Origin of the sequence: Parasphingopyxis lamellibrachiae, from assembly GCF_003385775.1 — a bacterium.
Taxonomy (GTDB): domain Bacteria; phylum Pseudomonadota; class Alphaproteobacteria; order Sphingomonadales; family Sphingomonadaceae; genus Parasphingopyxis; species Parasphingopyxis lamellibrachiae.
Map to the genome: position 1 here is coordinate 1,893,329 of NZ_QRDP01000004.1, position 25,794 is coordinate 1,919,122.

Annotated in this window: 20 protein-coding genes; 4 read left to right on the forward strand and 16 right to left on the reverse strand. The window is 63.7% G+C overall.

The window, feature by feature from the left end:
* The 3 genes from DFR46_RS09400 to DFR46_RS14940 form a co-directional block, all read right to left on the reverse strand.
* The gene (locus DFR46_RS09400) at positions 1-1,344 is read right to left on the reverse strand and encodes a sensor histidine kinase (RefSeq protein ID WP_116237254.1); all 1,344 of its coding nucleotides are present in this window, start codon (positions 1,342-1,344) and stop codon (positions 1-3) included.
* Between the two features lie 263 nt (positions 1,345-1,607).
* On the reverse strand, positions 1,608-2,285 hold the full coding sequence (locus DFR46_RS09405; RefSeq protein ID WP_116236214.1) for a response regulator: 678 nt from the start codon (positions 2,283-2,285) through the stop codon (positions 1,608-1,610).
* A 7-nt stretch (positions 2,286-2,292) separates the two neighbouring features.
* Complete coding sequence (locus DFR46_RS14940) at positions 2,293-2,775, reverse strand: hypothetical protein (RefSeq protein ID WP_245953784.1); 483 nt, start codon at positions 2,773-2,775, stop codon at positions 2,293-2,295.
* Here DFR46_RS14940 and DFR46_RS09415 point away from each other — a divergent pair.
* Complete coding sequence (locus DFR46_RS09415; protein WP_116236216.1) at positions 2,774-4,378, forward strand: amidohydrolase family protein; 1,605 nt, start codon at positions 2,774-2,776, stop codon at positions 4,376-4,378. The genes DFR46_RS14940 and DFR46_RS09415 overlap by 2 nt on opposite strands.
* Before the next feature lie 4 nt (positions 4,379-4,382).
* On the opposite strand, the gene DFR46_RS09420 is transcribed toward DFR46_RS09415, so the two are convergent.
* From DFR46_RS09420 to DFR46_RS09435, 4 genes are all read right to left on the reverse strand, one after another.
* The gene (locus tag DFR46_RS09420) at positions 4,383-4,913 is read right to left on the reverse strand and encodes a DUF4199 domain-containing protein (RefSeq protein WP_116236217.1); all 531 of its coding nucleotides are present in this window, start codon (positions 4,911-4,913) and stop codon (positions 4,383-4,385) included.
* A gap of 109 nt (positions 4,914-5,022) precedes the next feature.
* Complete coding sequence (locus DFR46_RS15000; protein WP_281270028.1) at positions 5,023-5,553, reverse strand: response regulator transcription factor; 531 nt, start codon at positions 5,551-5,553, stop codon at positions 5,023-5,025.
* Between the two features lie 77 nt (positions 5,554-5,630).
* Complete coding sequence (locus DFR46_RS09430) at positions 5,631-6,623, reverse strand: DUF6607 family protein (RefSeq protein ID WP_342769833.1); 993 nt, start codon at positions 6,621-6,623, stop codon at positions 5,631-5,633.
* A 31-nt stretch (positions 6,624-6,654) separates the two neighbouring features.
* Positions 6,655-8,841, reverse strand: a complete 2,187-nt coding sequence (locus DFR46_RS09435; RefSeq protein ID WP_245953786.1) for a TonB-dependent hemoglobin/transferrin/lactoferrin family receptor — start codon at positions 8,839-8,841, stop codon at positions 6,655-6,657.
* Positions 8,842-9,002: 161 nt separating this feature from the next.
* On the opposite strand from DFR46_RS09435, the gene DFR46_RS09440 reads away from it, so the two are divergent.
* A complete protein-coding gene (locus DFR46_RS09440) occupies positions 9,003-10,796 on the forward strand; it encodes an ABC-F family ATP-binding cassette domain-containing protein (protein WP_116237256.1) in 1,794 nt (597 codons plus the stop codon).
* A gap of 4 nt (positions 10,797-10,800) precedes the next feature.
* Here the strand turns inward: DFR46_RS09440 and DFR46_RS09445 are convergent, their stop codons facing one another.
* The 8 genes from DFR46_RS09445 to DFR46_RS09480 form a co-directional block, all read right to left on the reverse strand.
* Positions 10,801-12,012, reverse strand: coding sequence for a serine hydrolase domain-containing protein (locus DFR46_RS09445; RefSeq protein WP_116236220.1), 1,212 nt, complete (start codon positions 12,010-12,012; stop codon positions 10,801-10,803).
* A 31-nt stretch (positions 12,013-12,043) separates the two neighbouring features.
* Positions 12,044-12,868 carry an ATP-binding protein gene (locus DFR46_RS09450; RefSeq protein WP_116236221.1) on the reverse strand — a complete coding sequence of 275 codons (825 nt, stop codon included), beginning with the start codon at positions 12,866-12,868 and terminating at the stop codon, positions 12,044-12,046.
* Positions 12,869-12,911: 43 nt separating this feature from the next.
* Positions 12,912-14,909 carry a tetratricopeptide repeat protein gene (locus DFR46_RS09455; protein WP_147297659.1) on the reverse strand — a complete coding sequence of 666 codons (1,998 nt, stop codon included), beginning with the start codon at positions 14,907-14,909 and terminating at the stop codon, positions 12,912-12,914.
* Entirely contained in the window at positions 14,906-16,264 is a 1,359-nt protein-coding gene (prsR, locus tag DFR46_RS09460; RefSeq protein ID WP_116236223.1) for a PEP-CTERM-box response regulator transcription factor, read from the reverse strand. Before prsR ends, DFR46_RS09455 begins: the two co-directional genes overlap by 4 nt.
* Entirely contained in the window at positions 16,264-18,345 is a 2,082-nt protein-coding gene (gene prsK, locus DFR46_RS09465) for an XrtA/PEP-CTERM system histidine kinase PrsK (RefSeq protein ID WP_116236224.1), read from the reverse strand. Before prsK ends, prsR begins: the two co-directional genes overlap by 1 nt.
* Position 18,346: 1 nt before the next feature.
* Positions 18,347-19,735: a TIGR03013 family XrtA/PEP-CTERM system glycosyltransferase gene (locus tag DFR46_RS09470; protein WP_116236225.1), complete on the reverse strand. Its 1,389-nt coding sequence runs from the start codon at positions 19,733-19,735 to the stop codon at positions 18,347-18,349.
* A gap of 163 nt (positions 19,736-19,898) precedes the next feature.
* Entirely contained in the window at positions 19,899-20,801 is a 903-nt protein-coding gene (locus tag DFR46_RS09475; protein ID WP_116236226.1) for a phytanoyl-CoA dioxygenase family protein, read from the reverse strand.
* 1 nt (position 20,802) lies between these two features.
* A complete protein-coding gene (locus tag DFR46_RS09480; RefSeq protein ID WP_116236227.1) occupies positions 20,803-21,714 on the reverse strand; it encodes a fatty acid desaturase family protein in 912 nt (303 codons plus the stop codon).
* A gap of 107 nt (positions 21,715-21,821) precedes the next feature.
* On the opposite strand from DFR46_RS09480, the gene DFR46_RS09485 reads away from it, so the two are divergent.
* Both DFR46_RS09485 and DFR46_RS09490 read left to right on the forward strand, forming a co-directional pair.
* A complete protein-coding gene (locus DFR46_RS09485) occupies positions 21,822-22,601 on the forward strand; it encodes a hypothetical protein (protein WP_211306412.1) in 780 nt (259 codons plus the stop codon).
* A 39-nt stretch (positions 22,602-22,640) separates the two neighbouring features.
* Positions 22,641-23,693, forward strand: coding sequence for a mannose-1-phosphate guanylyltransferase/mannose-6-phosphate isomerase (locus DFR46_RS09490; protein WP_116236229.1), 1,053 nt, complete (start codon positions 22,641-22,643; stop codon positions 23,691-23,693).
* A gap of 102 nt (positions 23,694-23,795) precedes the next feature.
* Here the strand turns inward: DFR46_RS09490 and DFR46_RS09495 are convergent, their stop codons facing one another.
* Entirely contained in the window at positions 23,796-25,187 is a 1,392-nt protein-coding gene (locus tag DFR46_RS09495) for a helix-turn-helix domain-containing protein (protein ID WP_116236230.1), read from the reverse strand.
* Positions 25,188-25,794: the final 607 nt, after the last annotated feature.

Below are 25,794 nucleotides of genomic sequence, written 5' to 3' on the forward strand. Positions count from 1 at the left end.
TCAGGCCAGGTCTGAAGAGGCCGCCGCGGGCAGGCTCAGCCGGACGAGCAGTCCGCCCAGATCTTCGCTTTCTTCCAGCCTGACCGCGCCGCCGTAAATTTCGGCGACATCGCGGACAATCGCCAGGCCAAGGCCGGTGCCAGGCTTGTTGGTATCGAGCCGCGCACCGCGGCCGAATATGTCCGCACGTTCGGCTTCGGGAATGCCCGGCCCGTCATCCTCGATCAGGATATCGACAAAGTCCGGCCCCTCTCCCGATCCCGGTTCACGCTTCTCGACCGTGACGAACACCCGCCCGCCGCCATATTTGGCCGCATTCTCGATCAGATTGCCGAGCAGCTCGTCGAGATCCTGCCGTTCGACGCCGACCACGGCGTCCTGCGTCCCGGCAATATCGATTGTCACGCTGCCATGCAGGTGGCGCACCGCGCGCTCGACTGACTGCAGCGCAGACCACACATAGGTGCGCGATTGTCCCGCGCCGCGCCGCCCCACGGCGCGGGCGCGGGCAAGGTGGTGGTCGACCTGGCGCCGCATGATCCGGGCCTGGTCGATCACCGTTGCGGGCAGATCGGGGCTGCCCACTTCCGCCTCATTCTGGATCACGGTGAGCGGCGTCTTGAGCGCATGGGCGAGATTGCCGGCATGGCGGCGGGCCTCCTCAGCCTGGCGTTCATTGTGATCGAGCAGGTTGTTGAGTTCGGCGACCAGCGGTTCGATCTCGCGCGGCAGGGTTTCGTCGACCCGGGCCTGGCGGCCGGTGCGGACATCGGTGATCGCCTCGCGCACGCGGCGGAGCGGCCGGAGCCCGAAGGTTGCCTGCAGGGCGGCCAGCGCAATCAGGCCAAGCCCGAGCAGCGCGAAGGAGCGGACCAGCGTCCGCCTGAGCTCGGCAATCTGTTCGTCGAGCACCGCACGCGACGAGGCCACCTGAAAGCGGAACGGTACATCGGCCTCGGGCAGCATCGCATCGCGTTCCAGAATCCGCAGCGGCTCATCGGGGAAGCTCTCGTCATTATAGCTGTGAATATCGGTGTCCTGATGCGCAGCCCCCATCGGCAGGGCCCGGTCCCAGAGCGAACGCGAGCGGAACGCCTCGCGGCCGCCGCCCGACACCTGCCAGTAAAAGCCCGAATAAGGCTCCAGGAAACGCTGGTCGGCGGGCTGGCGGACAAAGCGGATCTCACCGTCCTGATCGAGTTCGGCCGAAACGATCATCGCGGAGAGCACATATTCCAGTCGCTCGTCGAAATTGCGGGTAAAGGCCTGGGTCAGGACCCGGTCAAGCGCGAACCCGCCAACCGCGAGCAGCACGACGATCCAGATCGAAGCGACCCCGATCATGCGCCGGGTCAGCGATCCGCCGCGGCGCGCGGCGGCCAGGCCGGATTCGGGCTCCGTCAGGGGTTCGGTCGGTTGGTCCAAAGGCTCTTCAGTCCTCCAAATCGCGGCCCGGAAATTCGATCGTCAGAACACTGCTTGCGCAATGTCGCCGCACCAGCCCTCTCCCCCACCCGACCTCCCATAGAATATACTGAGTGGGAGGTCGGGTGGGGGAGAGGGCTGGTGCGGCGCTCAACCGCCAGGTTGAGTCTGACGAATACTCCTTACTCCGTGCGCCGTTCGCTCGGATCTTCGAGGCTGTAACCCAGCCCGCGGATCGTCGTGATGACTTCTGCGCCGAGCTTTTTGCGAATCCGCGTAACGAAGACTTCGATCGTGTTCGAATCCCGATCGAAATCCTGGTCGTAAATATGCTCGATCAGCTCAGTCCGGCTCACCACCTTGCCCTTGTGATGCATGAGATAGCTGAGCAGCTTATATTCCTGCGCGGTGAGCTTCACCGGTTCGCCATCCAGCGTGACCTTGCCCGAGCGCGTGTCGAGGCGGACATCGCCGGCGATAAGTTCGCTCGAGGCATTACCCGAGGCGCGGCGGATCAGGGCGCGCAGGCGTGCGATAAGCTCTTCCGTCTGGAACGGCTTGGCGAGATAATCGTCGGCCCCGGCATCGAGCCCGGCCACCTTGTCGGACCAGCTGTCCCGCGCCGTCAGCACAAGCACCGGGATCGTGATGTCTTCCTTGCGCCAGCGATCCAGCACGGTGAGGCCATCAATCTCGGGCAGACCGAGATCGAGCACGATCACATCGTAGCTTTCCGTGGAGCCCAGGAAATGCCCGTCCTCGCCATCGGTGGCCAGATCGACGGCATAGCCGGCGCCTTCCAGCGTCGCGCGGAGCTGCCTGCCCAGCGTCGGTTCGTCTTCGACAATCAGTACACGCATAGGGTTTTTACCTGTCGCTACGGTTCCTAATGCGGCCCGACCTGGCATCCACTTCGACGCGAATGACCTGCCCGTCCCGCATGAACGTCATGCGATAGGTGTTACTGCTCTCAAAATAAATAGGGTTGCCCAGATAGTCATAGCCGCGCATCTGCGTGACGACGCGCCGTTCGATGGACCGGAGCGGCATCACCCGGCCCTGCTGGCGGTTCTCGAAGACCATATCCTGCTCGCTGCGCTGCTGCGCGGGCGCAGACACCGGCGCGGCCAACATTGCCGCGACTCCGAGCGCAAAAACAAGACGGATACCCATTGCCATATTCGGTGGCATAGAATGACAGCGTTGAACAACTGGTGAATATTGCTGCACACCGGTGTTCAGGAACAGCTGTTGCAACAATGCCGCACACAGTCGCATCGCCCCCGCACCGCTTGGAAAGGCGGCCCGGTGCGCGCTAAGGCATGATGACACAAAAAGGGGGCGCTTCATGGCACGGCTGATTTCATCGATTTGCGGCATCGCGGCGCTGGCGCTGGCGGCCCTTGCCCTGCCCGCGGGCAGCCAGGCACAGGACGCGCCGCGCATGGAACGCGTGCCGGACCGGACGGCCAGCGAAGGTATCGGCCCGTTCGGCCGCATGCTGATCCGCGGCGCAACCCTGATCGACGGCAGCGGCGCGCCGCCCGAAGGGCCGGTGGATATCCTCGTCGCGGGCAACCGGATCGAAGCGATCTATCGCGGCGATGCCCGGGCGCGCTCGCCCCGGTCGGTCGACCATGTGATCGAAGCGGACGGCATGTATGTGATGCCCGGCTTTGTCGATGTGCATGGTCATAATGGCGATCCCCGCAAGGCGCCCAACGCCTCCTATGGTTACCGGTTATGGCTCGCCCATGGCGTAACCACGGTGCGCGGCGTGCCGATCTATTCGGGCCCCAACAATATGGCGATCAGCGACCGTGCGCGCAGCCGGGCGAACGGAATCGTCGCCCCGCGCATCTTCGCCTATGCGGTGTTCGGCGACGAATGGTCTGGCGGTGCGGTCGACAACCCCACCCAGGCGCGCGCCTGGGTCCGCTGGGCTGCGGGCCGAGGCTATGACGGCGTCAAATTCTTTAACCAGGTGCCGCCCGCTGTGCTCGAGGCCGCGCTCGACGAAGCCGAAGCGCAGGGTCTGGGCACGGTCGCCCATCTCGGGCAGCGCGGCGTGGCCGAGGTGAATGCGCGGCGCGCGGTGGAACTGGGGCTTGCGGGGCTCACGCATTTTTACGGCCATTTCGAATCGCTGCTGCGCGAGGGCGCGGTTGTCCGCTATCCCAGCGACTATAATTATCTCGACGAGCAATCGCGCTTCTCCGAGATTGCGCGGCTTGCCGAACAAAGCGTTGAGCCGGGCAGCGAGGCATGGGACGCCTATCTCGATACGCTGCTTGAAAATGATGTCACGATGAGCCCGACCTTCAACATCTATTCCGCCTCACGCGATGTGATGCGCGCGCGGACAGCCGAATGGCATGATCGCTATACCCTGCCTTCCCTGTGGGATTTCTACCAGCCGAGCCTGACCAATCACGGCTCCTATTATCATGACTGGTCGACCGGCGATGAAGTGGCCTGGCGCAATTTCTACCATCTGTGGATGCGGCTGACCCGCGATTATCTGGACCGCGGCGGACGTGTGACGGCGGGCTCGGATCCCGGCTATATCTATCAGACTTGGGGCTTCGCCTATATCGGCGAGCTGGAGATGCTGCAGGAGGCGGGGCTGACCCCGCTCGAGGTGATCCAGGCGGCGACCATCAACGGCGCGCGTGAAATCTATGCGCCGCGGGGCGAGGAGCCGCCCTTCGGTATCGTCCGCCCCGGCATGCTCGCCGATCTCGTCATCGTGCCGGCAAATCCGCTGGAGAATCTGAAGATACTGTACGGCACCGGCCATCTGCGCCTAAATCGCGAAACCAACCAGCTGGAACGCATCGGCGGCGTCCGTTGGACGATCAAGGACGGCATTGTCTATGACGCGCCGGCGCTCCTTGAAAGCGTCGCCGCGATGGTCGAGGCGCAGCGGGCCGAGCGGGCCGCCACGCCCTGATCCACTAGGCCTGAGCCGGAAGCACTTCCGATTTCCGCAGGATAGCCGCCGAAATCAGCGATACGATCAGGCCAACCGGGAATATCTCGAGAAAGGTCATCGGCATGCGGAACAGGGGATTGCCGTAGCTTTCCCGCAGGTCTTCCAGCGTGGCGATCTCGCGCTCCAGAGCCGCGCCGCTCATCCCGGATTCGCGATACGCGTCTATCGAAGAGGCGATATAGCCGTTGATGAAGGCGTCACCACTGCTGGCCAGATAGGCTTCCCAGACAAGGACATAGGCGATGCCGGCAACCACCGAGATGCAAAGACCCAGCAGGAAGGCGCGGCCAAAGCCGATCACGCCGCCCCGCTCGACATCGCGATAGCGCTTGATGCCCATGAAGATGAGCGTGAAGGCGACGAGCATGATGAGATACCCGACCCATTGATTTGTGAGAAAGCCGAGCGTGTCCCCGAAGACGATGCCCAGCAGCATCGAACTGATGACGACCAGCCCGGACAATGTTCCGTAGATCAGAGCAAATTTTGTCATGATATCCTCTTTCCTGTGTCGCGATGCACCGGATCTACGCCGCAAGCACGCTCCATCCTATCGCCCGAAAGGGTGATTTTCGCCAAATCGCCCGTCTTTATGACGCTTTCTAGCGGATCAGCGAAAGGCGGCGGGCTTTATCGATAGCCTGGGTCCGCCGCTGCACTTCGAGCTTGTCATAAAGCCGCGCGACATGGGTTTTCACCGTATTGGGCGAGATATCGAGGGCGCGGGCGATCTCCTTGTTGGAATGCCCACCGGCAAGCTGTTCCAGCACTTCGCATTCGCGCGCCGTTAGACCAAGCGCAGTGATCGCCGCATGGTTGATCTCGAACGGACCGCGCGACCGGGCGGTCAGCCGGTGCCCGACCCATAGCCCAAGCCCGGCAAATCCCATGGCAATCACGAGGATATAGAATTCGGTCGAGATGGTCCGCACCAGATGATGGTATTCGATCCATCCGAGCAGCGTGGCGGCGCCGGCCAGAAGCAGCGCGTAGAGAAGGGCCGTCTTTCCCATTCCCGAAAGCTGGCAGATATCGCGCAGCATGACCAGTGCCGCGCGCCGAACGAAAAAGGGACGCTCCGCAGGACCACGACCGCGAAGCGCCCCAGTTGGCTGGCCGAGTTTCCCGGGCACGCTCTTTGGGAGAGCTGGGAAGGGGAAGCCAGCCTTGCGCCGCCGGTCGCATGGGGCGGCGCAATCCGTGGAAAATCCTATTCAGTGCCGCCGTGGCTGGCGCGGATGGCTGCCTCGGCTTCGGCTATGGCAGCGGCCTCGTCGCGGGTTCCCGCATCGATATCCTGGGCCAGCGTATAGATGGTGCTGGCTATCGTGTTGCCCATATTGGGTTCCTCGGTCAGCGTGATACCGCCATTCGCTGCGATCACCTCCGCCCAGGCCGCGCGCACCGCCGCCCAGTAACGCGCTGTATTTGCCCAATAGCTGTCACCCGGCGCGGGATCGTAATTCTCGGTCCGGCTATAGGTGTTGAGCACATATTCCTGGACGAAGGGTACAGTTTCGCCGTCGACAAGGCCCTGTTTGATATTGTCCTGCCAGTGGATCCAGCCGCCCGGCGTCGGCGAGTGACGATTTATCGAGAGATAGCGGTCATAAACGGGTTCGCGCACCGCATCGCGCCGGGCCAGCGGCCGCAGGGTCCAGTTGGAGCGCCAGCGCGGAATCCCGCCTTCCTCGGTCCACTCGCCCCAGCCGCCATAGCGCGGGGAATCGTCGACCTGCCACACGGTCTGGGACCAGCGTCCACGGCGCATGCGTTCCGGCACGTCCTGCACCGTCCAGACCCCTTCTCCCTCATAGGCAAGATAGGTTTCCGGCTCATAGACCCAGTCCTGCCGCCAATGCTTGACGACCACGGGATTGTCTTCATTGCCGACCACCAGAATATGCTGCAGCACAATGGTCCGACCCGTATCCTCGATCACCCGGATATTTTCGAAACCGCCGGACATCTTGGGGGCGATTGCCGCATAATCGGAACGCCAGCTCGTCGATTCCTGCATGTCGAAGCTGACCCGGTAATTGCCGGCCATGGAGAGGATGATCGCCCGATCCGCCTCGAAACTCGCCTGATCTTCAGCCGTCGTCGCGGCGGCGACCGGACGATCGGCCAGCGCCGGCGCAAAGGGCATTGTTGCGAGCAACGCCGCGCCCAGCAGCGCCGTTTTCAGTTTCATTGGTGTCATTCTCATTCCCCTTGTCTTGATCATATCGTCGTCAGAATCGCGCCGTTAGCGAGACGCGGAAGTTGCGGCCGGGCTGGGTGTAGGCGTCGGTATCGGGCGCGCTCGCCGGCAGACCGTTCGCATCGCGCCACCAGGCATATTTCGCATCGGTGATGTTGAAGAGCCCGGCACGCAGCGTAAAATTCTCGCCCAGCCGGTAAAAGGCCGTCGCATCGAAGGTCGTGAATGCCGGCGGCCGGAAACACTCCCCCGTGCACAGGCCCGCCGCATCGCCGGCCGATTTGCGGGCGACAGCCGTCATGAAGATCCGCCCGCCGAATCGGTCTCGGGGATCGCGGTAGCCGGCACCCAGCACGACCTCGAGTGGATTGATCGTGGAGAGCGGCGCAGTGCCGCCGCCCGGGGTGATCACATCGCCGCTGGCATAGGCGAATGTCGCATCGAAGCTGAGGCCGCCTGGCAGGTCGACGCCGACCCTGCCCTCGACCCCCTCGATCTCGACCCGGTCGAGATTGACGAACTGGAACACGCCGGGATCGCCCGGCGCAAAAGTACCGGACACGAGCTGCTGGCTGATGAAGTCGTCATAGCGGCCGACAAAGCCGGTCAGCGAGGCCGAAACGATATCGTCGTCATAGCGAATGCCCGCCTCGAACGTCTCGCTGGTTTCCGGCTTGAGATCCGGATTGGGCAGGGAAGTATAGCCGAAGATCAAATTCTCGAAGAACTGGTTGACCTGTCCCGGCTCGGGCGCGCGGAATCCCTGCGCATAATTGGCATAGAGGCTGGCCCCGCCGCCAATCTCGCCGACAATGCCGATACGCGGCGTAACCCGCGAGCCGCTCTGCCCCACGCCGGTGAAGGTCGGCAGCAATGGATCGCTGGCCGGATCGAGATCGTAGAAGTCGAAGCGCAGGGCCGGAAACAGGGTGATCGGGCCCAGCGCAATCTGGTTGCCAAGGAAAATGCCGCCCTGGGTGAAATCGGTTTCCGGGAAGGCCGAAGTCGGAAAACTCTCACCGATCGGCGGCACCGTTCCGTCGCGCAGGCCGCGTTGACGGGTGAAGGAAAGGTCCCCGCCGACCACCAGATTGTGGCTGAACGCACCGGTCTCATAGGCGCTGCGCAGCTCCACATTGCCGCCCCAGACCCGGTTCTCGAAGGTACTGAGCCGCTCGCGATCGGGCGCGGGCGTGCGATCTTCGTCGGAAAATTGGCGGTTTTCGGAATCCTGCCAATAGAGAGCGACCTGGGCATAGTCGATGACGCCCTCTCCCTCGTAGCGCCAGTCGAGCCCGACCCGCATCCGCTCAACCGTGTCGCGCGTGACAAGACTGTCGACCGTTGCCCCGGTAAAAGGAGATGTCCTCTGCCCGCTCAGAACGTCCGTGCCGATGAAACTGTCCAGATATTCGCCGGTCAGCCGGATGCGGTGCCGGGGATCGGGCGTGAAGACGATCTTGCCGAGCAGCGCATCGGAGCGGGTATCCTGCGGGTTGGGGAGCGTGCGCATCGCCCCGGTCCCGCCGACCGAGCCTTCATTGTCCAGCTCTTCGCCGTCGCGGCGCGTATAGGCGGCCAGCGCGGACCAGCGCCCGGAACGGCCGGCGATGATCGCGGTTTCGGAAAATTCATCGCTCGCGCTGTCGAAGGTCCCACGGATCATCGCCGTGAAATCCCGGTCTCCGCCCAGCATGTCCGCAGGATCGGAGGTTTCCAAGCTCACTGCGCCCGACAGGCCGTCCGAACCGTAAAGCGCCGATGCCGGGCCGCGCAGGATCTCGACCGATTTGACCAGACCGATATCGGCATAATCGCCGCGCCCCGCCGCCTGCGCGCCGAAACTGAATCCGTCGGGTACGCGCACGCCATCAACCTGAATCAGCACGCGGTTGCCGCCAATGCCGCGAATATTGAAACCCGCATTGCCGTCGCGCCCGGTAGAGCCGAGCGCGGCCCCGAAGCGGGATGGCGCACGGCGCACGCTGACGCCGGGTTCGAAGCGCACCAGATCGCGAATATCGGTCGCCAGCTCGTCGGCAATCTGTTCCTCGTCGATCACCGTCACCGTTGCCGGGACTTCGCTGGTCAGGCTGGGCAGGCGCGTTGCGGTGACCGTTATGGCCGGTTCGGCAATGGCGGCCGTGGCGGCCTGTGCGCCCATGGCGGGTATGGCGGACGCAAGGATTGCGGCCGAAAGACGTAAGACTGATTTCACCAAAAGGTCCCCTGCAACTTCACTTGCTAATGCGAGTGATTCGCAATCTTAATAAGTGGGGCCAATTTGGGCGTCAACCGGAAAAGAGCCAAAAATTCCCGCTGCATGCCCGGCCAGCCTTGGGGCTGGCGGTTGCGCGCCGCTGCGCCTACATGGCCGCCATGGCTGCTCCCATCCTCTCGTTCGAAAATCTTGGCCTCAACCAGGGTACCGGCTGGCTGTTCCGCGGGCTGGACCTGCATATCGGCGCGCGCGACCGGCTGGCGCTGATCGGCCGCAACGGAACGGGCAAGACGACCTTGTTCCGCCTGATCGCCGAACAGATCGAGGCGGATGAGGGCCGCCGGACGATCCAGCCGGGAACCAAAGTCGTGCTGCTGGAACAGGACCCCGATCTTGCCGGCCATGAAACGCTGCGCGACTGGGCGCTGAACGGCGAGGATGCGCCCGCCCCACATGAGATTGAAGCCATTGCCGGGCAGCTCGGCATCGATCTCGATACGGTTTCGGAAACGGCCTCGGGCGGGGAGCGGCGGCGGGCCGCGATTTCCCGCGCGCTGGCCCAGAACCCGGACGTGCTGCTGCTCGACGAGCCGACCAACCATCTCGATCTTACGGCGATTGACTGGCTGGAGGACTGGCTGGGCCGGTTCAAGGGCGCCTTTATCGCTATCAGCCATGACCGGACCTTTCTCAGGCGGTTGACCAAAGCAACGCTGTGGCTGGACCGGGGAAGCCTGCGCCGCGCCGAGATCGGCTTTGGCGGCTATGACGCCTGGGTCGAGAAAATCTACGCCGAAGAGGCCAGGGCCGCCGAGCGCATGGACGCCAAGCTCAAGATCGAAACGCACTGGCTGCATCGCGGCGTGACGGCGCGCCGCAAGCGCAACCAGGGCCGGCTGACAAAATTGTGGGAGCTGCGTGAGCAGCGCGCGCAGATGCTCGGCCCCACCGGCGTGGCGAAACTTTCGGTTGAGAGCGACGAGGTGAAAACCAAGAGCGTGATCGACGCGCGCCGGATCACGAAACGCTATGACGACCGCATAATCATCGACGATTTCACGCTGCGCATCCAGCGCGGCGACCGAATCGGCATTGTCGGCGCCAATGGCGCGGGCAAGACGACCCTGCTCAAATTGCTGACCGGCGAGATCGAGCCCGATGAGGGCAGAATCAAGCGCGCCAAGACGCTCGACAGCGTGGTCATCGACCAGCAACGATCCAAAATGGAGCCGGAAAAGACGATCCGCGACGTGCTTACCGAGGGGAGCGACTGGATCGATGTGCGCGGAACGCCCAAACGGATCGAGGCCTATCTGAAGGAATTCCTGTTCGATCCGGGGCTTGCCGAGGCAAAGATCGGCACCTTTTCGGGCGGCGAGCGATCCCGGCTGCTGCTCGCCCGCGAGTTCGCGAAGATATCGAACCTGCTGGTGCTCGACGAACCGACCAACGATCTCGACATGGAAACGCTGGACCTGCTGCAGGAAGTGATCGCGGACTATGAGGGCACCGTCCTGATCGTCAGCCATGACCGCGATTTTCTCGATCGCACGGTCACCATCACGCTCGGCCTCGACGGATCGGGCAAGGTCGATATCGTCGCTGGCGGCTATGAGGACTGGGAAAAACGGCGCAGGCCCGCGCGCGCGACGAGCAAGCCGCGCGGCAAGGCAAAATCCGCACCCGCCGCGCCGCCATCTCCCTCAAAACCCAGCAAGCTCAGCTATAAGGACCAGCGCGACCTCGATCGGCTACCCGGCGAGATCGACAAGATCGACGCGCAGATCGCCCGGGCCGAAGAAGCGCTTGCCGACCCCGATCTCTACCAGCAAAATCCCGACCGCTTCCGCGCGCTGACGGAGGAGATCGACGAAGCCCGGGCCACCCGCGAAGCCCATGAAGAACGCTGGCTGGAAGTCGCCGAAATGGCAGAGGCGCTGGAGACGGGCTAGCCGGTTATCGTACCCACGCTCCCGATGCGTTGGAACGATAACCGAGGATCTCATAAGCCCGGTCGATCAGGCTCTGACCGCGGTCGTTCAGCATGATCCCCGGGCCCATCTGGTTCATCGTATAGCTGAAGGCGAGGTTGCATTCGGGGTCGGCAAAGCCGATCGAGCCGCCTGCGCCGACATGGCCGAAGGCGCGTTCGCCGATGATCGCACTCATCTGCTCGCCGCCCGGATAGGCGCGGTTGTCCATCGATTTCATGAAGCCCGAGGCGAAACGCGTGCGGCTCAAAAGCGTCGCATCGATGCCCGTCGCGACCGAACAGCGTTCCATGATCGCGAGCTGGTCCGCCGAAACGAGCGTTACGCCGCCATGCGATCCGCCCTTGGCGAGCGGCGTGTACATCGCGACCTGGCCGCGCGCATTGGAGATGCCGCCGGCGCCGCCGATCTCGGCGCGATGGCCGTCCGCGTCATTGGGCCCCCATCCGCCCGTATTGAGGAAGCTCAGCGCCTGCAGGGATTGCGGTTCGGTGAGCAGCTTGACCGTGAACGGAATTGGCGTTTCCTGGCCGCTGGGCTGGTAGGTCTGGATGGGCGCGACCGGATGGTCGAAACCCTCGGGAATGCCGATCCAGAAATCGGCGCCAAGGGGGCCGGCAACCTCGTCGCGGAAGAACTGGCCGAGCGTCTTGCCCGAGACGCGGCGCACAAGTTCGCCGACCGTCCAGCCGAAATTGACCATATGATAGCCGGCCGTCACACCCGGCTCCCACCAGGCTTCTTCCTGCTCCATGCGCGAAATCATGTATTCCCAGTCGAGAAAGCCGCCGGGTTTCACCGGCTCGCGCAGCGCAGGTACCGCGCTTTGATGATTGAGCATCATCTGTACGGTAACGCTCTCCTTGCCCTTCTGCGCAAAGCCGGGCCAGTAATCGGCAACGGGCCGGTGCAGTTCCAGCGCGCCGCGATCGATCAGGATATGTGCGCACAGCGCGACCGCCGCCTTGGTGCATGAAAAGACGATCGAGACAGTGTTCTCCTGCCATGCCTCGCCGGTTTCGGGATTCGCGACACCGCCCCACAGATCGACCAGCTTCTCGCCGCCCACGCTCAGGCAGACCGACGCGCCGACCTCGCCGCGCTCGGCGAAATTGCGTTCGAACTCGTCGCGCAGTGCTGCGAATTTCGGGTCGGTGGTGCCGTGGACTATGGTCATGCAAATTTCCTTTCAATAGAGCGCGGGCGTGTCAGCCTTCCTTTAGCGAGCGGCCCATCCGCCCCGCCAGCTCGACGATATATTGCCAGGCCACGCGGCCCGATCGCCCGCCTCGCCGATGGGCCCAGCCGATGGCATCGCTTTCGTCGAACGCGAGATCGAAATGAGCGGCATAGGCGTCGACCATCGCGAGGTAATCGACCTGGCTTGCCGCGTGGAAGCCGAGGCTGAGCCCGAAGCGATCGGACAGGGCCAGGCTGTCGTCCAGCGCATCGCGCGGATTCACCGGATCGTCCTGCTCGGCCATCGAACGCGGCACGATGTGACGACGGTTCGACGTGACATAGAGCCGCATATTGGCCGGCCGCGCCTCGGCTCCGCCTTCGAGCAGCGAGCGCAGCGCCCGGCCGGCCGCCGCATCGCCGTCAAAACCGATATCGTCGATAAACAGGACAAAGGTCCGCTCCACAGGCGCAAGCAGCGCAAACAGGTCGGGCAGGCTGTCGAGCCGTTCCGGGGCGACTTCGACCAGAGCGATCGTCTCGCCCTCGGCCTGCAGCGCCGCAACCGCGCTTTTGGCAAGCATCGACTTGCCCGATCCGCGCGATCCCCAGAGCAGGATATCATGCGCTGCGGCACCGCATGCGAGCCGGCGGCTATTCTCGAGCACCGCCTCTTTCTGCGCCCCGATCCCGGTGAGCAAAGCCAGCGGCAGCGGTGCAAAATGCTGCGCCGCGTGCAACCCATCGCCGCGCCAGACATAGGCCGGGGCGGCCAGAGGATCGGCGGGAGCGGCAGGCGGCGGCGCTAGGCGATCGAGGGCGTCGGCAATGCGGGAGAGCGGATCGTCGGTCATGCAAGCGCCTTACCCGCTAACTGCCCCGCTTTGCCAGCCTTGGCTACCCCGTAGCGGCCCGTGCGGCGGCCAGTCTTTCGGCGATTTGCGGATCGTCAGGCGCCAGGGCCCGGGCTTTTTCCAGCAGCTCGAGCCCGGCGACCCGGTCCATGCCGCTATCGACGAGTATCCATCCATAAATTTCGCTGGTCCCCGCATTCATCGGAAGCAGCAGATAGGCGCGGCGGGCCAGAGCGGCGGCGCGCGCGTCGCTCCCCATTTCGTGATAGGCCCAGGCCAGGTTGGCGAGAATCGCGGCATCGCGGTCACCGAGCCGCAGCCTGAGTTGCTCGAGGACAGCTGCAGCCTGAGGCCAGCGGCCGGACTGCAGGTTCAGCTGCGCCGAAACGAGCCCGGTCGCAATGTTGCGCGGATTTTGCTGCCGGAAAAGCGTCAGCACACGCAACGCTTCCTCGGGCTGGCCAGCACGTTGTAAAGCATCGAACATGCTGAGCGCCGCGCGTTCCGAAAAGCGGATATTGGCCGCGCTCGCATAGGCTGCGGCGGCATCGCCGTAACGGCCGACCGCGCCCAGCGCATCGCCATAGATAAGATGCGCATCGGGCGCGCCAATATTCCGGTTCCTGAGCTGTTCGGCGCGCGCCAGCGCGTCGCCGGTCCGGCCAAGCGCAAGATAGGCGCGAATCAGATCGACCTCGGCCCGGGCGCCGCCCTGTTGCCGTGCCTCGCGCTCGATCAGGGCCAGTACGGCACCGTCTTCGGGCGGTGCGCCGAGCGGGGTCGGGGCGCCGCGCCCCGCGCTGGCCGCCCGCTCCAGATAGGGCGCAGCGCGCGCGAAATCGCCGTCGCGCTCCCAGGCCCGGCCGATCAGCGTCAGCACATAGCTGTCGGCGTCGGGCCGGTCGGCAAGCGGGGCCAGCGCGGCAATGGCGGCGGGCATATCGCCGGCATGGAACTTCGCAGCGCCGAGCAGGCGCGTGGCCGCACGGTTCGCCGGCTGCAGGGCGAGCAACTCGCCGAGACGCCGGATCGCCGCTTCGTGATTGGCTTCCGCATAATCGATACCGGCCTGCAGGAGCAGCATCGCCGGCTGGCCATCGAGCTGGCCATCCGTCAACAGCACCAGTCGCCGCGCCAGCGGATAGTTGCGCGCGCGCGCGGCGAGCACGGCCTGGAGATACAGCGCCTGCGGATTGCCGGCATCGAGAGCGAGCACACGGCGTGTCGTTTCCAGCATATCGCTCATCCGGCCGATATCGCCCAGCGTCGCCGCACGTTCGAGCAGCGCGTCGACATTGTCCTCATCCGCGGCAATGGCCCGGTCGAACCAGGCAACACTCGCCACCAGCCCGTATTGATCGCGTACCATGCGCCCCTTGAGAAGCAGGGCATCGACATCGTCCGGATCGAGCGACAGCGCTTCGTCCACCGCATCAATCGCGCCGGCCCGTTCACCGGTGAAGAGGCGGAACCGGGCGATGTCGATCCACAGCTCAGCATTTTCGGGATTGTGTTCGATGGCCATGGTGAAGGCCTCGGCAGCGGCAGGCAGCGCGCCCTGTTGCTGAAACGCCCGGCCGCGTACCCGCGCGGCATCGGCAAAGAACTCAGGCGCGATCCCAACATTTTCGGTTTCGGCGAGCGCCCCTTCCACATCGCCAGAAAGCAGCAGCGCTTCGGCCATCAGGTGCCGGGTCTGCCGGGTCGGAATGCCCGCGTTCCGGGATCGTTCGACCGTCCGGCGCGCACCGCCGTCGTCGCCCAGGGCCAGTTGCGTGCGGGCCAGCGTCCGCCATGCCGCCTCGTCGTCTGGCGCATGATCCACCGCGTTCATCGCCTCGACCCGGGCCGCAGCCAGGTTGCCGCTGGCTTCATATTGCTGCGCGCGAACCAGCGCCCCAGCCGGATCGCTGCCACGCATCAGCAGCAGCGCGCCGATCAGCAGCAGGAAGGCCGCGCCGACGACGAGCGCCAGCGCTTTCCGCCGCGAAACCGGCGCGCGCACGGTGCGCGGTGAGCCTTTTCTGCGCCGCCGGCTCACGGGCTCAGATCATATTGTTTGAGGAGATCGTAAAGCGTCGGCCGGCTGATCCCGAGGAGTTTCGCTGCCTGCGAAATATTGTTCTCGGACCGAGACAGGGCAAGGCGAATCGCCTTGCGGTCGGCGATTTCGCGCGCAGCCTTGAGGTTCAGGGGCGCGCCCTCCTCGCCGCCGTCGAAATCCAGATCGACCGCGTTCACCAGCTTGCCATCGGCCATGATCGCCGCCCGTTTGACCCGGTTTTCCAGTTCCCGGACATTGCCGGGCCACGGCCAGGATTCGATGGCGTCCAGTCCGTCCGGTGCAAAACCCGTGACCGGAGACTGCATCTCGGCTGCATATTTGCGCAGGAAGTGGCGGGCGAGAAGGGTCGCGTCGCCGGGTCGTTCGGCCAGCGACGGGATCGTCACGACAATTTCGGCAAGCCGGTAATAGAGATCGTCGCGGAAACTCTTGCCCGCAATCATCGCGTCGAGATCCTGATGGGTTGCGCACACGATGCGGACATCGACGGGAATGGTCCTGCGCCCACCGATCCGTTCGACGACGCGTTCCTGCAGGAAGCGCAGCAATTTGACCTGTAGCGGCAGTGGAATATCGCCAACCTCGTCGAGAAACAATGTGCCGCCCTCGGCCAGTTCGATCTTGCCTTCGGTGGTCTTCACCGCCCCGGTAAAGGCGCCCTTCTCATAGCCAAAAAGCTCGGCTTCCAGCAGGTTTTCGGGGATGGCCGCGCAGTTGATCGCCACGAAGGGCTTGTCCTTGCGCGGGCTTTCGTCATGCAAGCCGCGGGCGAGCAATTCCTTGCCCGTACCGCTGGCGCCCAGCAGCATGACCGAGACATCGGCGGAGGCAACTCGCTCTATCGTGCGGGCGACCTTCAGCATCTCAGGCGCCGCCGTTATCATCCCGCCCAGCACCGTCTGTTCATCGCCGGCGGCGATGGCGAGCCGCGCATTTTCGCGCTCGATCGCATGGAGCTGGAATGCCCGCGCAACGATCAGGCCAAGTTCGTCGATATCGACCGGCTTCTGGTAAAAATCATAGGCGCCGCCGGAAATTGCGCGCAGGGCGCTTTCCCGCGCGCCATGGCCGGAGGCGATGATCACCTTGGTATCGGGCTTGAGCGCCTGGATTTCCTCCAGCGTGGCGAAGCCTTCGCTTGTCCCGTCGGGGTCCGGCGGCAGGCCGAGATCGAGCGTAACGACCGCCGGCTCATATTGGCGCAGCAGGGCGATCGCGCTCTCGCGGTTTCCGGCGACCTGCACGTCATAATCCTCATAGGCCCAGCGGAGCTGGCGCTGCAGCCCTTCATCGTCTTCGACGATCAGGAGCACGGGTTTCGTGTCGGCCATTATGCGCTCCTCTTGGTCAAACCGGTGTCGCTCGCTGCCGCCGGCAGGCTGATGGTGAAGCACGTGCCTTCACCCTCCCGGCTGTCGACATCGACCGTTCCGCCCATCTCGGCGACAAGCGACCGGGCTTCGAAGGCGCCAATGCCGAACCCGCCGCTTTTCGAAGAGCTGAACGGCCGGAACAACTTCTCGCGGACGAATTCCGCATCCATCCCGACGCCCCGATCCTCGATCGCTATCCGCACAGCCTCCCGATCGCCGTCGACCGTCAGGCAAACGGGCGTGTCGGGCGCGCTGGCGTCGATCGCGTTTTGCACAAGATGGGTCAGCGCTGTTTCAAGCCGCACCGGATCGACCATCGCGTGGAATTCGGGCCCCGCGGCGATATGGACGGGATGGGCATCGCCCTTTTGTTCGGCCAGCTGTTCGGCCAGTTTGCGCACTCCGGTTGGGCGGGGCGCTTCGCTGCGTCTCCTCTCCTTTGGCGCAAGCCGGGCGAGCAGATCGTTCATCTTGCCCACCGAATCCTGCAAAGTCGCGATCATGTCGGCGCGAAATTCGGGGTTGTCGGCATGCCGTTCGGCATTGCGCGCCACCAGGCTGAGCTGGCTCACCAGATTCTTGATATCGTGCAGGATGAAGGCGAAGCGGCGGTTGAATTCATCGAAGCGCCGCGCCTCGGCCAGCGCATCCTGGCTGCTGGCCTCGGCGAGATAGCTCGCCGCTTGCCGGCCGGCGATCCGCAGGAGATCGAGATCCTCCCAGTCGAGCGTCCGGTCGATACGCGGGCGGCGGAGCAGCACCGCGCCGGCGAGCTTGTCCCGGTGGATAAGCGGCACCAGCGCCCAGGCGTCGGCCTGGGCGATCATCCAGCCCGGAACGAGGGTGGCAATTTCGTCGGGGTTGCCGTGTTCGCCGCAGCGCAGCGGATCGAGCTCGACAATATGGCCGCTCGTTTCCAGCCAGTCACCGAGCACGGAATCGCCGGTCGCGCTGACCGCGCCAAGATCGTCCCAGCTCCAGCGGGCCCCGGGCTGCAGGACAGTATCGCCACTCCGCACCAGGAGGAGGCCGCCCTGGGCTTCGGTAATATCGGCCAGCGCCTGGATGATCCGTTTGTCCAGCGGATCGGTATCGCTGCCTGGCTGGGCGAGCGTATGGTTGAATCGGATCCATTCCGCCCGGTAATCATAGCGATGCTCGAACAGGTGTTTGGCGATCTTGACGCGCAGCCATGCGCGCACCCTTTTCGACGGCAGGAGAGTGATGGCGCCGACCGACAGCAGGAAGACGATCGCCACCTGCACCAGAGCGGCGCTGCTCCCGGCGAAAATGTCGATCAGCTCGGTCGCAAGGAACATGATCAGGAAATAGCCGGCGATCGCCAGCAGGGAGAGCGAGCGGAAGGCGACCTTTCTGGAGAGCTTCACCTTGAGTTCGACATTGCGGCGCATGGCGAAGAGAAAAGTGGGCACGAGACAGAGCATCAGCACGCCGCGTAGGGCCAGCAGCTCGAACGGCACACGCCCGGTCAGCCAGGCGAAAGTGTAGAGATTGAGGTCATAGGCCCACATCGCTGTGATCCCGATCATGGTCGGGCGGATGCCCCAGCGCGTTTCCGGAGCCGCGACTGTATAGAGCGCATGGACGAGCAGCAGCGCACCGATCGCGAAACACAGGTTCAGCATCAGCATCGAGGCCAGGGCTATCGCATTGAGTTCTTCGCCTCCCGGCAGCAACGCCAGCGCGCCATCGATCATGACCTGAAGCACGACCAGCAGGAAGAGCGCGATATAGACCAGCCCGACAAAGGGACGGCGATCGTCCCCGAGGCCGCGCCTGAGCAAGACATACATGAATGTCAGGAAACCAAGATTGCGGGCTGTTTCACCGAGCCTGGCCGCAACCGAGCCGGGGTCTGTTGCCGCCGCGAGCCCGGCCCATACCGCCGTCAGCAGAAAGGCGATGCCGAGGATCGCCATCGAGACGCGGCGCTCGTGGCGTGTGAACTGCCACAGCGCGAGCAGCCCGAACAGGACCGCCGCGATCGCGTGGCTCCAGGTACCGGCGAGCGCCACCATCTCAGCGTGCGCCTTCCGGCCAGATAACCACGCGCACCGTCTGCAACAGGATCAGCAGATCGAGAAACGGCGTGTAATTCTTGGCGTAATAGAGATCATATTCCAGCTTGTGCCGCGCATCTTCCAGGCTCGCGCCATAGGGATAATTGACCTGCGCCCAGCCGGTGATGCCCGGCTTCACCATATGCCGTTCCGCATAGTAGGGCATCTTGGTCGCCAGATCGTCGACAAACTGCTTGCGCTCGGGCCGGGGGCCGACGAAACTCATTTCACCCTTCAGCACGGTCCAGGCCTGGGGCAGTTCGTCGATCCGTATCTTACGGATCAGCTTGCCGATCCGGGTAACGCGCGGATCGTTTTTCTGGGCCCAGATCGCCTCGCCATCCTTCTCCGCATCCTCCCGCATGGACCGCAGCTTGATGAGCTCGAACTCCTGTCCATATTGGCCAACGCGTTTCTGCCTGAAGAATGCCGGGCCCGGGCTTTCCAGCTTGATCGCCAGGGCGAAGAGCAGGATGAGCGGAGCCGTCAGTATCAGCAGGGCCGAACTGGCGAGGATGTCGAACAGCCTTTTCGACGCGCTCGACAGGCGGCGGCCACTCGAAAAGCCGTCCGAGAAGATGAGCCAGCTCGGATTGACGCTGTCGAGATCGACCCGGCCGGTTTCCCGTTCCAGAAAGGTGGAGAGATCGTTGACATGCACGCCGGTCGTCTTGATGCGCAGCAGATCGTCCAGCGGCAGCGCGTTGCGCCGTTCCTCAAGCGCGAGCACGACCTCGCTCGCATTCAGCAGGACGACATGATCGGCAAGGTTGTAGATCGCCTCGCGGTTGATGGACTCGCGGATTTCCTGATGCCCGTCATTCATGGCGATATAGCCAACCACGACAAAACCCGATCCGGAATCCTGGGAGAGATCCCTGACCCGCTCTGCCTTGCTGCCGGCACCGAGCACCACAACGCGGCGCTTGAAGGCCGCGCCGCCCAGCGTCTTGCCGAGCAGGATCCGCATCCCGAACAGGAGCACGGTCGCAATGATCATCGAATAGAAGAGATTGGACCGCCAGAGAGACAGGTCCGGCACAAGGAAGAAAACTGCCGACAGACAGATAATGCCGATGGAAACCGCCACCAGGAGCCGGGCCAGCGCAAAACGCAGCGAATTGAGCGCCTCGACACCATAAACGCCTACCGCGATCATCGCGACCTCGAGCGCCAGAGCAAAGGCGAGCAGCTGCGGTATGCGATCGGTCATGGGCTCGGGAATGCTGCCGATCTGGCTGAGCCTGTAGACCCAGCCAAGCTCTGCCGAAACGAGCAGCAGCACGAAATCCATGATGCCGAGCAGCAAGACCGCATTCGGCACATAATGTTTGAACAGTCTGATCACGCGTGAAAGACCCGTTATTGCTTCATGTGAAGACGGTCTTAGCCGCAAATCGTAAAGAAATCCGACACAAGGGGCGCTGTCGGTGGATTTTACGGCGCGATGCCGCCTTCGCCAAGCGAGGACTGAAAATGTTCATTTTAAATCATACGATTAGAGATCGCCGCTAAACGGTGCCCGCCGTCGGCCTGTCTTGCCCGGCCAGCAGCCGGTCCGGATGCATGCCATCGACATAGCCCATAAAAGGCGGATGGATAGAATAGCCGATCAGTTCGCGCGCGCGCGGCGGCAGCGCGGCGGCTTGGTCGGGCGTCATCGTCATCGCCATATTTTCAAGCTGCCGCGCCCAGCCCGGGCAATATTGCGGCGTTGCGATCAGGCGCGGCGCATCGGACCGGTTGGCGCCGCCCCGATGCCAGAGCGTGCCCTTGGTTATCATCAGCGCGCCGGAGGGCATGACCGCTTTGATCGCATCCTCCCGCGCAGCCGGATCGTCGTCGACATCCCGGATCTGCGTGTTGGCGAAATCGGCCGATATGTTCGCCCCCTCGATCGAATTTTCTTCCCATAAATGGCTGCCGGGCAGAAGCTCGGTCGCGCCATTGTCTTCGGTCATCGGATCGATTGCCCAGAAGGTGCTCACGCCCCATGATCCGCGTGGCCGGTCGACCCGCAAATGGCTGTCGTCATAGTGCCAGGGCTGGACGGTTTCGCCCGGCTGGAGATTGATCGCGAGACAGGCGGACAACAGGCAACTCCGCCCGAGATCGGCCTCGGCAAAGGCCAGTGCGAGCGGATGGATCACCAGATCGGCAAAAGCCGGCGATTTGGCGAGCATCGCATAGACACGATTGGATTTAAGGCCTTCGAAATCGTTCCGGCCGGCGATATTCGCGGCGAGCCATGGCGCAAGCGCCTCGCGCAGCGCCGCGACTTCTTCAGCCATCAGCACATTTTCGAAAATGATATAGCCGGCTTCGTCGAATTCGGCCCGGCACTCGGCAAAGGAGCGGCCACCAAGCCAGTGGCTGATATCCTGTTCGGCAACGGCCTTTCCGTCCCGCGCCATATCAGGCGGCCACCATGGCGGGATCGTCGCGCACGGCCCGGCGCAGCATCGCGGGATAGCCCCGAGTCAACGAGCGATAGCCTTCATAATAGCCGCGCTCCCTCAACAGTCTGTGCAGCCGGGGCAGATTATAGGGCGGGACCGCGGGAAAATGATGATGCTCGCAATGAAAATTGACATAGTTGGGTGCAAGAACAAGGCGCTCCAGCGGATTGGCCAGCGTCGTATGGGTGTTTTCGCGCGGATCGAGGCTCGTCCGGTCGCTCGCGACGCCGTGTTCGCCGATATTCCTGATCCGCGTGATCGCCGGATAGAGGAACAGTTCGGCAGCCCACCACATGGCATAGGCCCAGGGCGCGCCGACCGCGAACAACAGGCCGAACAGCACGATATGGAAGGTCAGCCAGGGAAGGTGCCGGGGCAGGCGGAAATTCCTGATCTTGTACCAGGTGTCACGCAGGCCGGTGCGGCCGGTCAGGTCGCGCAGCATCTTGCGGCGGAAACTGTCGCGGGGAATCGGATAGTTCCGGACCAGCCCGATATCGGGATCCTTGTCCGTGCCGGCATATTGGTGATGTTTGAGATGATAGGCGCGATAAGCATAGTGCGAGACGTTGAGCGCGGCATTGGCGAACCAGTGGCCGACGATTTCATTCGCCCTTCGGCTCCTGAAAAAGGCGTGATGCGCACAATCATGGCCAATCACGACAAGGCCGAGAATCCGCCCCGCGATAACAACCGTGCCGAGGATGATCGTCAGCGGATTGGGCCACAGGATGGCGACCGCAAAAGCGCCCGCCAGTATCGCGAAATTGCCAAGCAGGATCGCCGCCGCCCTGACGTTGGAAAGCTTGAGCAGCGCGCGCAGTTCATCCTTGGTAACGACTTCGGGCAGGCTTGGGTTTTTGGACATTGTCGGCTCCAGATGCGGGCTCCTTGCCACGCGTCGCAATTACTTGTAACGATATTCATCATATTATGTCAAACTTTGTTTCATTTGAAGCGCCGGATACGGGCGAGATGACGGGCCGCGGCCTGATCCTTTCCCTGATGAACGCTATCGGTACCCAGCGGATAACGGCAGCCCAGATTGTCGCCGCCGGCAGCGCCTTTGGTATCGAGGACAGCGCGATGCGGATGGCGACGACCCGGCTGACCAGAGAAGGCCTGCTCGAAAGCGCCGGACGCGGGCTCTATATATCGGGCCCAGCTTCACGCCCTCTGCGCGATCAGGTTCGCGGCTGGCGTTCGGTGCGCGAGCGAACCAAGGATTGGGATGGCGGCTGGCTCGCCGTGCCGGCAGGCAATCTCGGACGCACCGACCGCAAGCAGCTCGCCGCGCGGTCCCAGGCGCTCAGGCTCTATGGCTTTGCCGAAGCCGAACCCGATTTGTGGGTTCGGCCGGCCAATCTTGCGATCGCATTGCCAGCCCTGCGCAGCGAGCTGATTGCGATCGGGCTCGATGACCGGGCGATGCTCTTTGCACTCGGCGATTATGCCGCCCCGGACAAAGTGAATTTCCGGACCCTGTGGAACTTGGATGCTTTGCAGGCGCGCTATGCCCAGGCCCTGGCTGCGCTCGAAACAAGCGCCGCGCGCCTCGACACCCTGCCGCTGGCCGGGGCAGCGCGCGAAACATTATCGCTCGGCCAGGCGGCAATCCGCGTCATCAATCTCGATCCGCTTCTGCCCGATGCCATGATCGACGGCGCTCTGCGCGCCCGGCTGGTCGAAACGATGAAACTCTATGACGCCAGCGGCAAGGACATCTGGCGACGTTACTATCGGGAGGCCGGTTAACGGCTTTCGTACCGCAACCGAACCCGTCATAAGGGCGACATGACAGCCCCATCCATCACACCGGTTATCCTCACCGGCGGCAGCGGCACGCGCCTCTGGCCATTGTCGCGTACCGCGCGCCCCAAACAGTTTCTGGCGCTGACGGGCGAGACCAGCATGCTCGAACAGACGATTGCCCGGGCCGGCGGCGCGCGTTTCGGCGAACCCCTGCTCGTCGGCGGCGCGGCGCAGGAAGATGTATTGCAGCTCTTGGCCGGCAGCGATGCCGCCATCATCCTGGAACCCGAAGCGCGCAACACGGCCCCCGCCATTGCGCTGGCCGCGCTCGTGCTCCCGCCGGAAACAGCGATGCTCGTCATGCCAAGCGACCAGGTTATTGCCGATGTCCCCGCCTTTGAAGCGGCGGTGGAGCAGGCTGCGGCGCTGGCCGCCAAAGGCTGGCTCGTGACTTTCGGGATCGCACCGACCGGCCCGGAAACCGGCTATGGCTATATCCGGCAGGGCGAAGCGCTGGACGGCCATGGCTTCCGCGCCGCCCGCTTCGTCGAAAAACCGGATCGGGAAACGGCACAGGGCTTTCTGGAGAAGGGCGGCTATCACTGGAATGGCGGCATATTCCTGTTCACCGCGGGCCGCTTTCTCGAAGCCCTGGAGAAACACGCGCCGGACATATTGGCAGCGGCGCGCGCGGCCTATGAGGCCGGGCATCGCGACGGCGCCGTCCACCGGCCCGATGCGGCTGCCTTTGCAAAAGCGCCAGCGACGTCGATCGATTATGCGGTGATGGAGAAGGCGGAGCGGGTTGCGGTCGTGCCGGTTTCGATGGGCTGGTCCGATGTCGGCAGCTGGGACGCGCTGCACGAGATTTCGGAGCAGGACAGCAGCGGTAACGCGCTGTCCGGCGATATCGTAGCGATCGACACGGCCAACAGCCTGGTGCGGTCGGACGGCATCAAGGTCACGACCGTCGGCGTCGAGGATCTGATCGTCGTCGCGACCAAAGATGCGGTGCTCGTCATGCCGCGCGGCGAGAGCCAGCGGGTGAAGGAGATCGTCGCGCAACTGAAAACCGAAGGCAGCGAGACGCTATAAATCTGTCAGGCACTTTATCTGTCAGACCTTCGGCTTCGCCTCAGGCGCCGCACCGGCCCGCTCCCCCGTTAGGTTGAGTCTGACAGATAAGATTCCCAAGCCCTAATCCCCGGCAAAGGCGAAAGGCGTAATCGCCCTTTCGCGCTCATTGATGATCAGCGCCCGGCCGATCGGCGGCGCGCTCCTTTGCGGGCAATCGGCGCGCGTGCACTGACGGCACCCAAGGCCGATCGGCGTCGTATCGCCGCCTGCGAGATCGAAACCGCGCGCATCGATAAGCGGGGCGGCATGGGCGGCCGCCAGACCAAGACCGATCGCGAATTCCGCGCGGATCCCGCTGGGCGCGCGGCTGACCGGGTGCACCATGCGCGATATCGTGAACCAGCGGCTCTCATCCTCCAGCTCGACCAGCTGGCGGGTGAATTCGCCGGGCCGGTCGAACGCCCGGTGGATATGCCAGAGCGGACAGAAGCCGGCCGATTCGACCAAAGGCGAGCCGCTGGCCCCGGCATAGCGTTTGGACACCATGCCCGTCCGGTCGATCCGCAGCATGAAAAAGGGCAGGCCTCGCTCGCCCACGCGCTGCAATGTCGTCAGTCGGTGCGCGACCTGTTCGAAGCCCGCGCCGAAACGCCGCTGGAGCAGCTCGAAATCATAGCCACTGCCTTCGCAGGCTCTGAGGAAGCGTCGATAGGGCATCATCAGGGCCGCAGCAAAATAGCCCGACAGATGGCGGTGATAGAAGCGCGCCTGTACGGGATCGAGAAATTCCGCCCCGGCGACCAGCGCCTCGATTTCCGCCTTGGCCTCGATCTGGGCGAGCTGGAAACCGGCCTGGAAGGTGCGCGACGCCTGGTCGAGCATTTCGGAAAGCTGCAACTGACGGGCATGGAGATCGAGTCGCCGAAGCCGGTCGGGCATTACCTCTGCCGGCAATATGCGGATGGTCAGCTGATGCTTGCTGCGCAACCGCTCGGCAATCGCCCCGTAAAGATCGCCGGCGCCGAGCCTGAGTTCGTCGGCCAGCGCCTCGGCCTGGCTGTCGAGATCGGCATAATGGTTTTTCCACCGCTCAATCTCCCGCCGTACAGGGATCACCGGATCGCTCGCATCCGGCCGGGCATCGCCGCCGCCCTGCGTCATCCGGTCGAAGGCGCGGGCAAAGGCTTCGGCGCCGCCGGGCGAAGCCGCCAGCCATTCATGCAGCTCGTTGCGATCGACATCGAGATCGGCGAACAGGGGATCGGCAAGGCGGCGACGGAGCCCGTCCTCTCCCCCACCCGGCTCGTCGTCGGACAGGCTGCGCATGTCGAAATCGAAGCGATCGGCCAGCCGTATCAGCAGGGTTGCGGACAAGGGCCGTTGGTTGCGCTCAATCAGGTTCAGATAGCTGGGCGAGATATCTAGCATCTCCGCCATCGCGGCCTGAGTCAGCCCGGCCTGACGGCGCAACCGTTTGATCCGGTGTCCGGCGAAAAGTTTGGCATCGGCCATGGCCTGTCTGTCGCTCCCGCGCCTGTCGTCATTCCGACGGGATTCCAATGGCGTCCCGCAGCTCGAACTCCCTTTGTCACTTTCCTTACAATATGACAACTCTTGCTGGCACGAACCCGACTATCACACCCGATTTTTCTGGCAGAGCTATAGGCGACCCGTACGAAAGTGAATAGCTTCATAGCAGAAGTGAGGCGCTAGACGACCACTCATCAATCCCTCGCATAGTGTAAAGGATTGACTGAGCCAGCGGCTTACCCGGAGTTTTAAAGGGCCGCAAGTCGGCCGGAAGAACGAGCTTACTGGTGGGGGCAGGTGCCCCCATCCTTTTTATTCCATCCTTGGGAGAGGATGCCGCCCCCAAGAATACCGCACTTTTCCTGGGGAGGAGAAGAAACGCCCGTCCGGCAAAAACCGGGCGGGCGTTTTCTGTTGATTGTCAGGCACGCATTTTCATTCCAGCGCCGCACCGGGTTTCTGCTTGTCAGAATTTCCTTGGCAGGAAATCGCCGCTCCGGCCCTCTCCCCCACACAACTTCTCACGAGTGTATCCTGTTGGGAGGCCGGGTGGGGGTGCGGGCCGGTGCGGCGCTCGACCGTGAAGTCG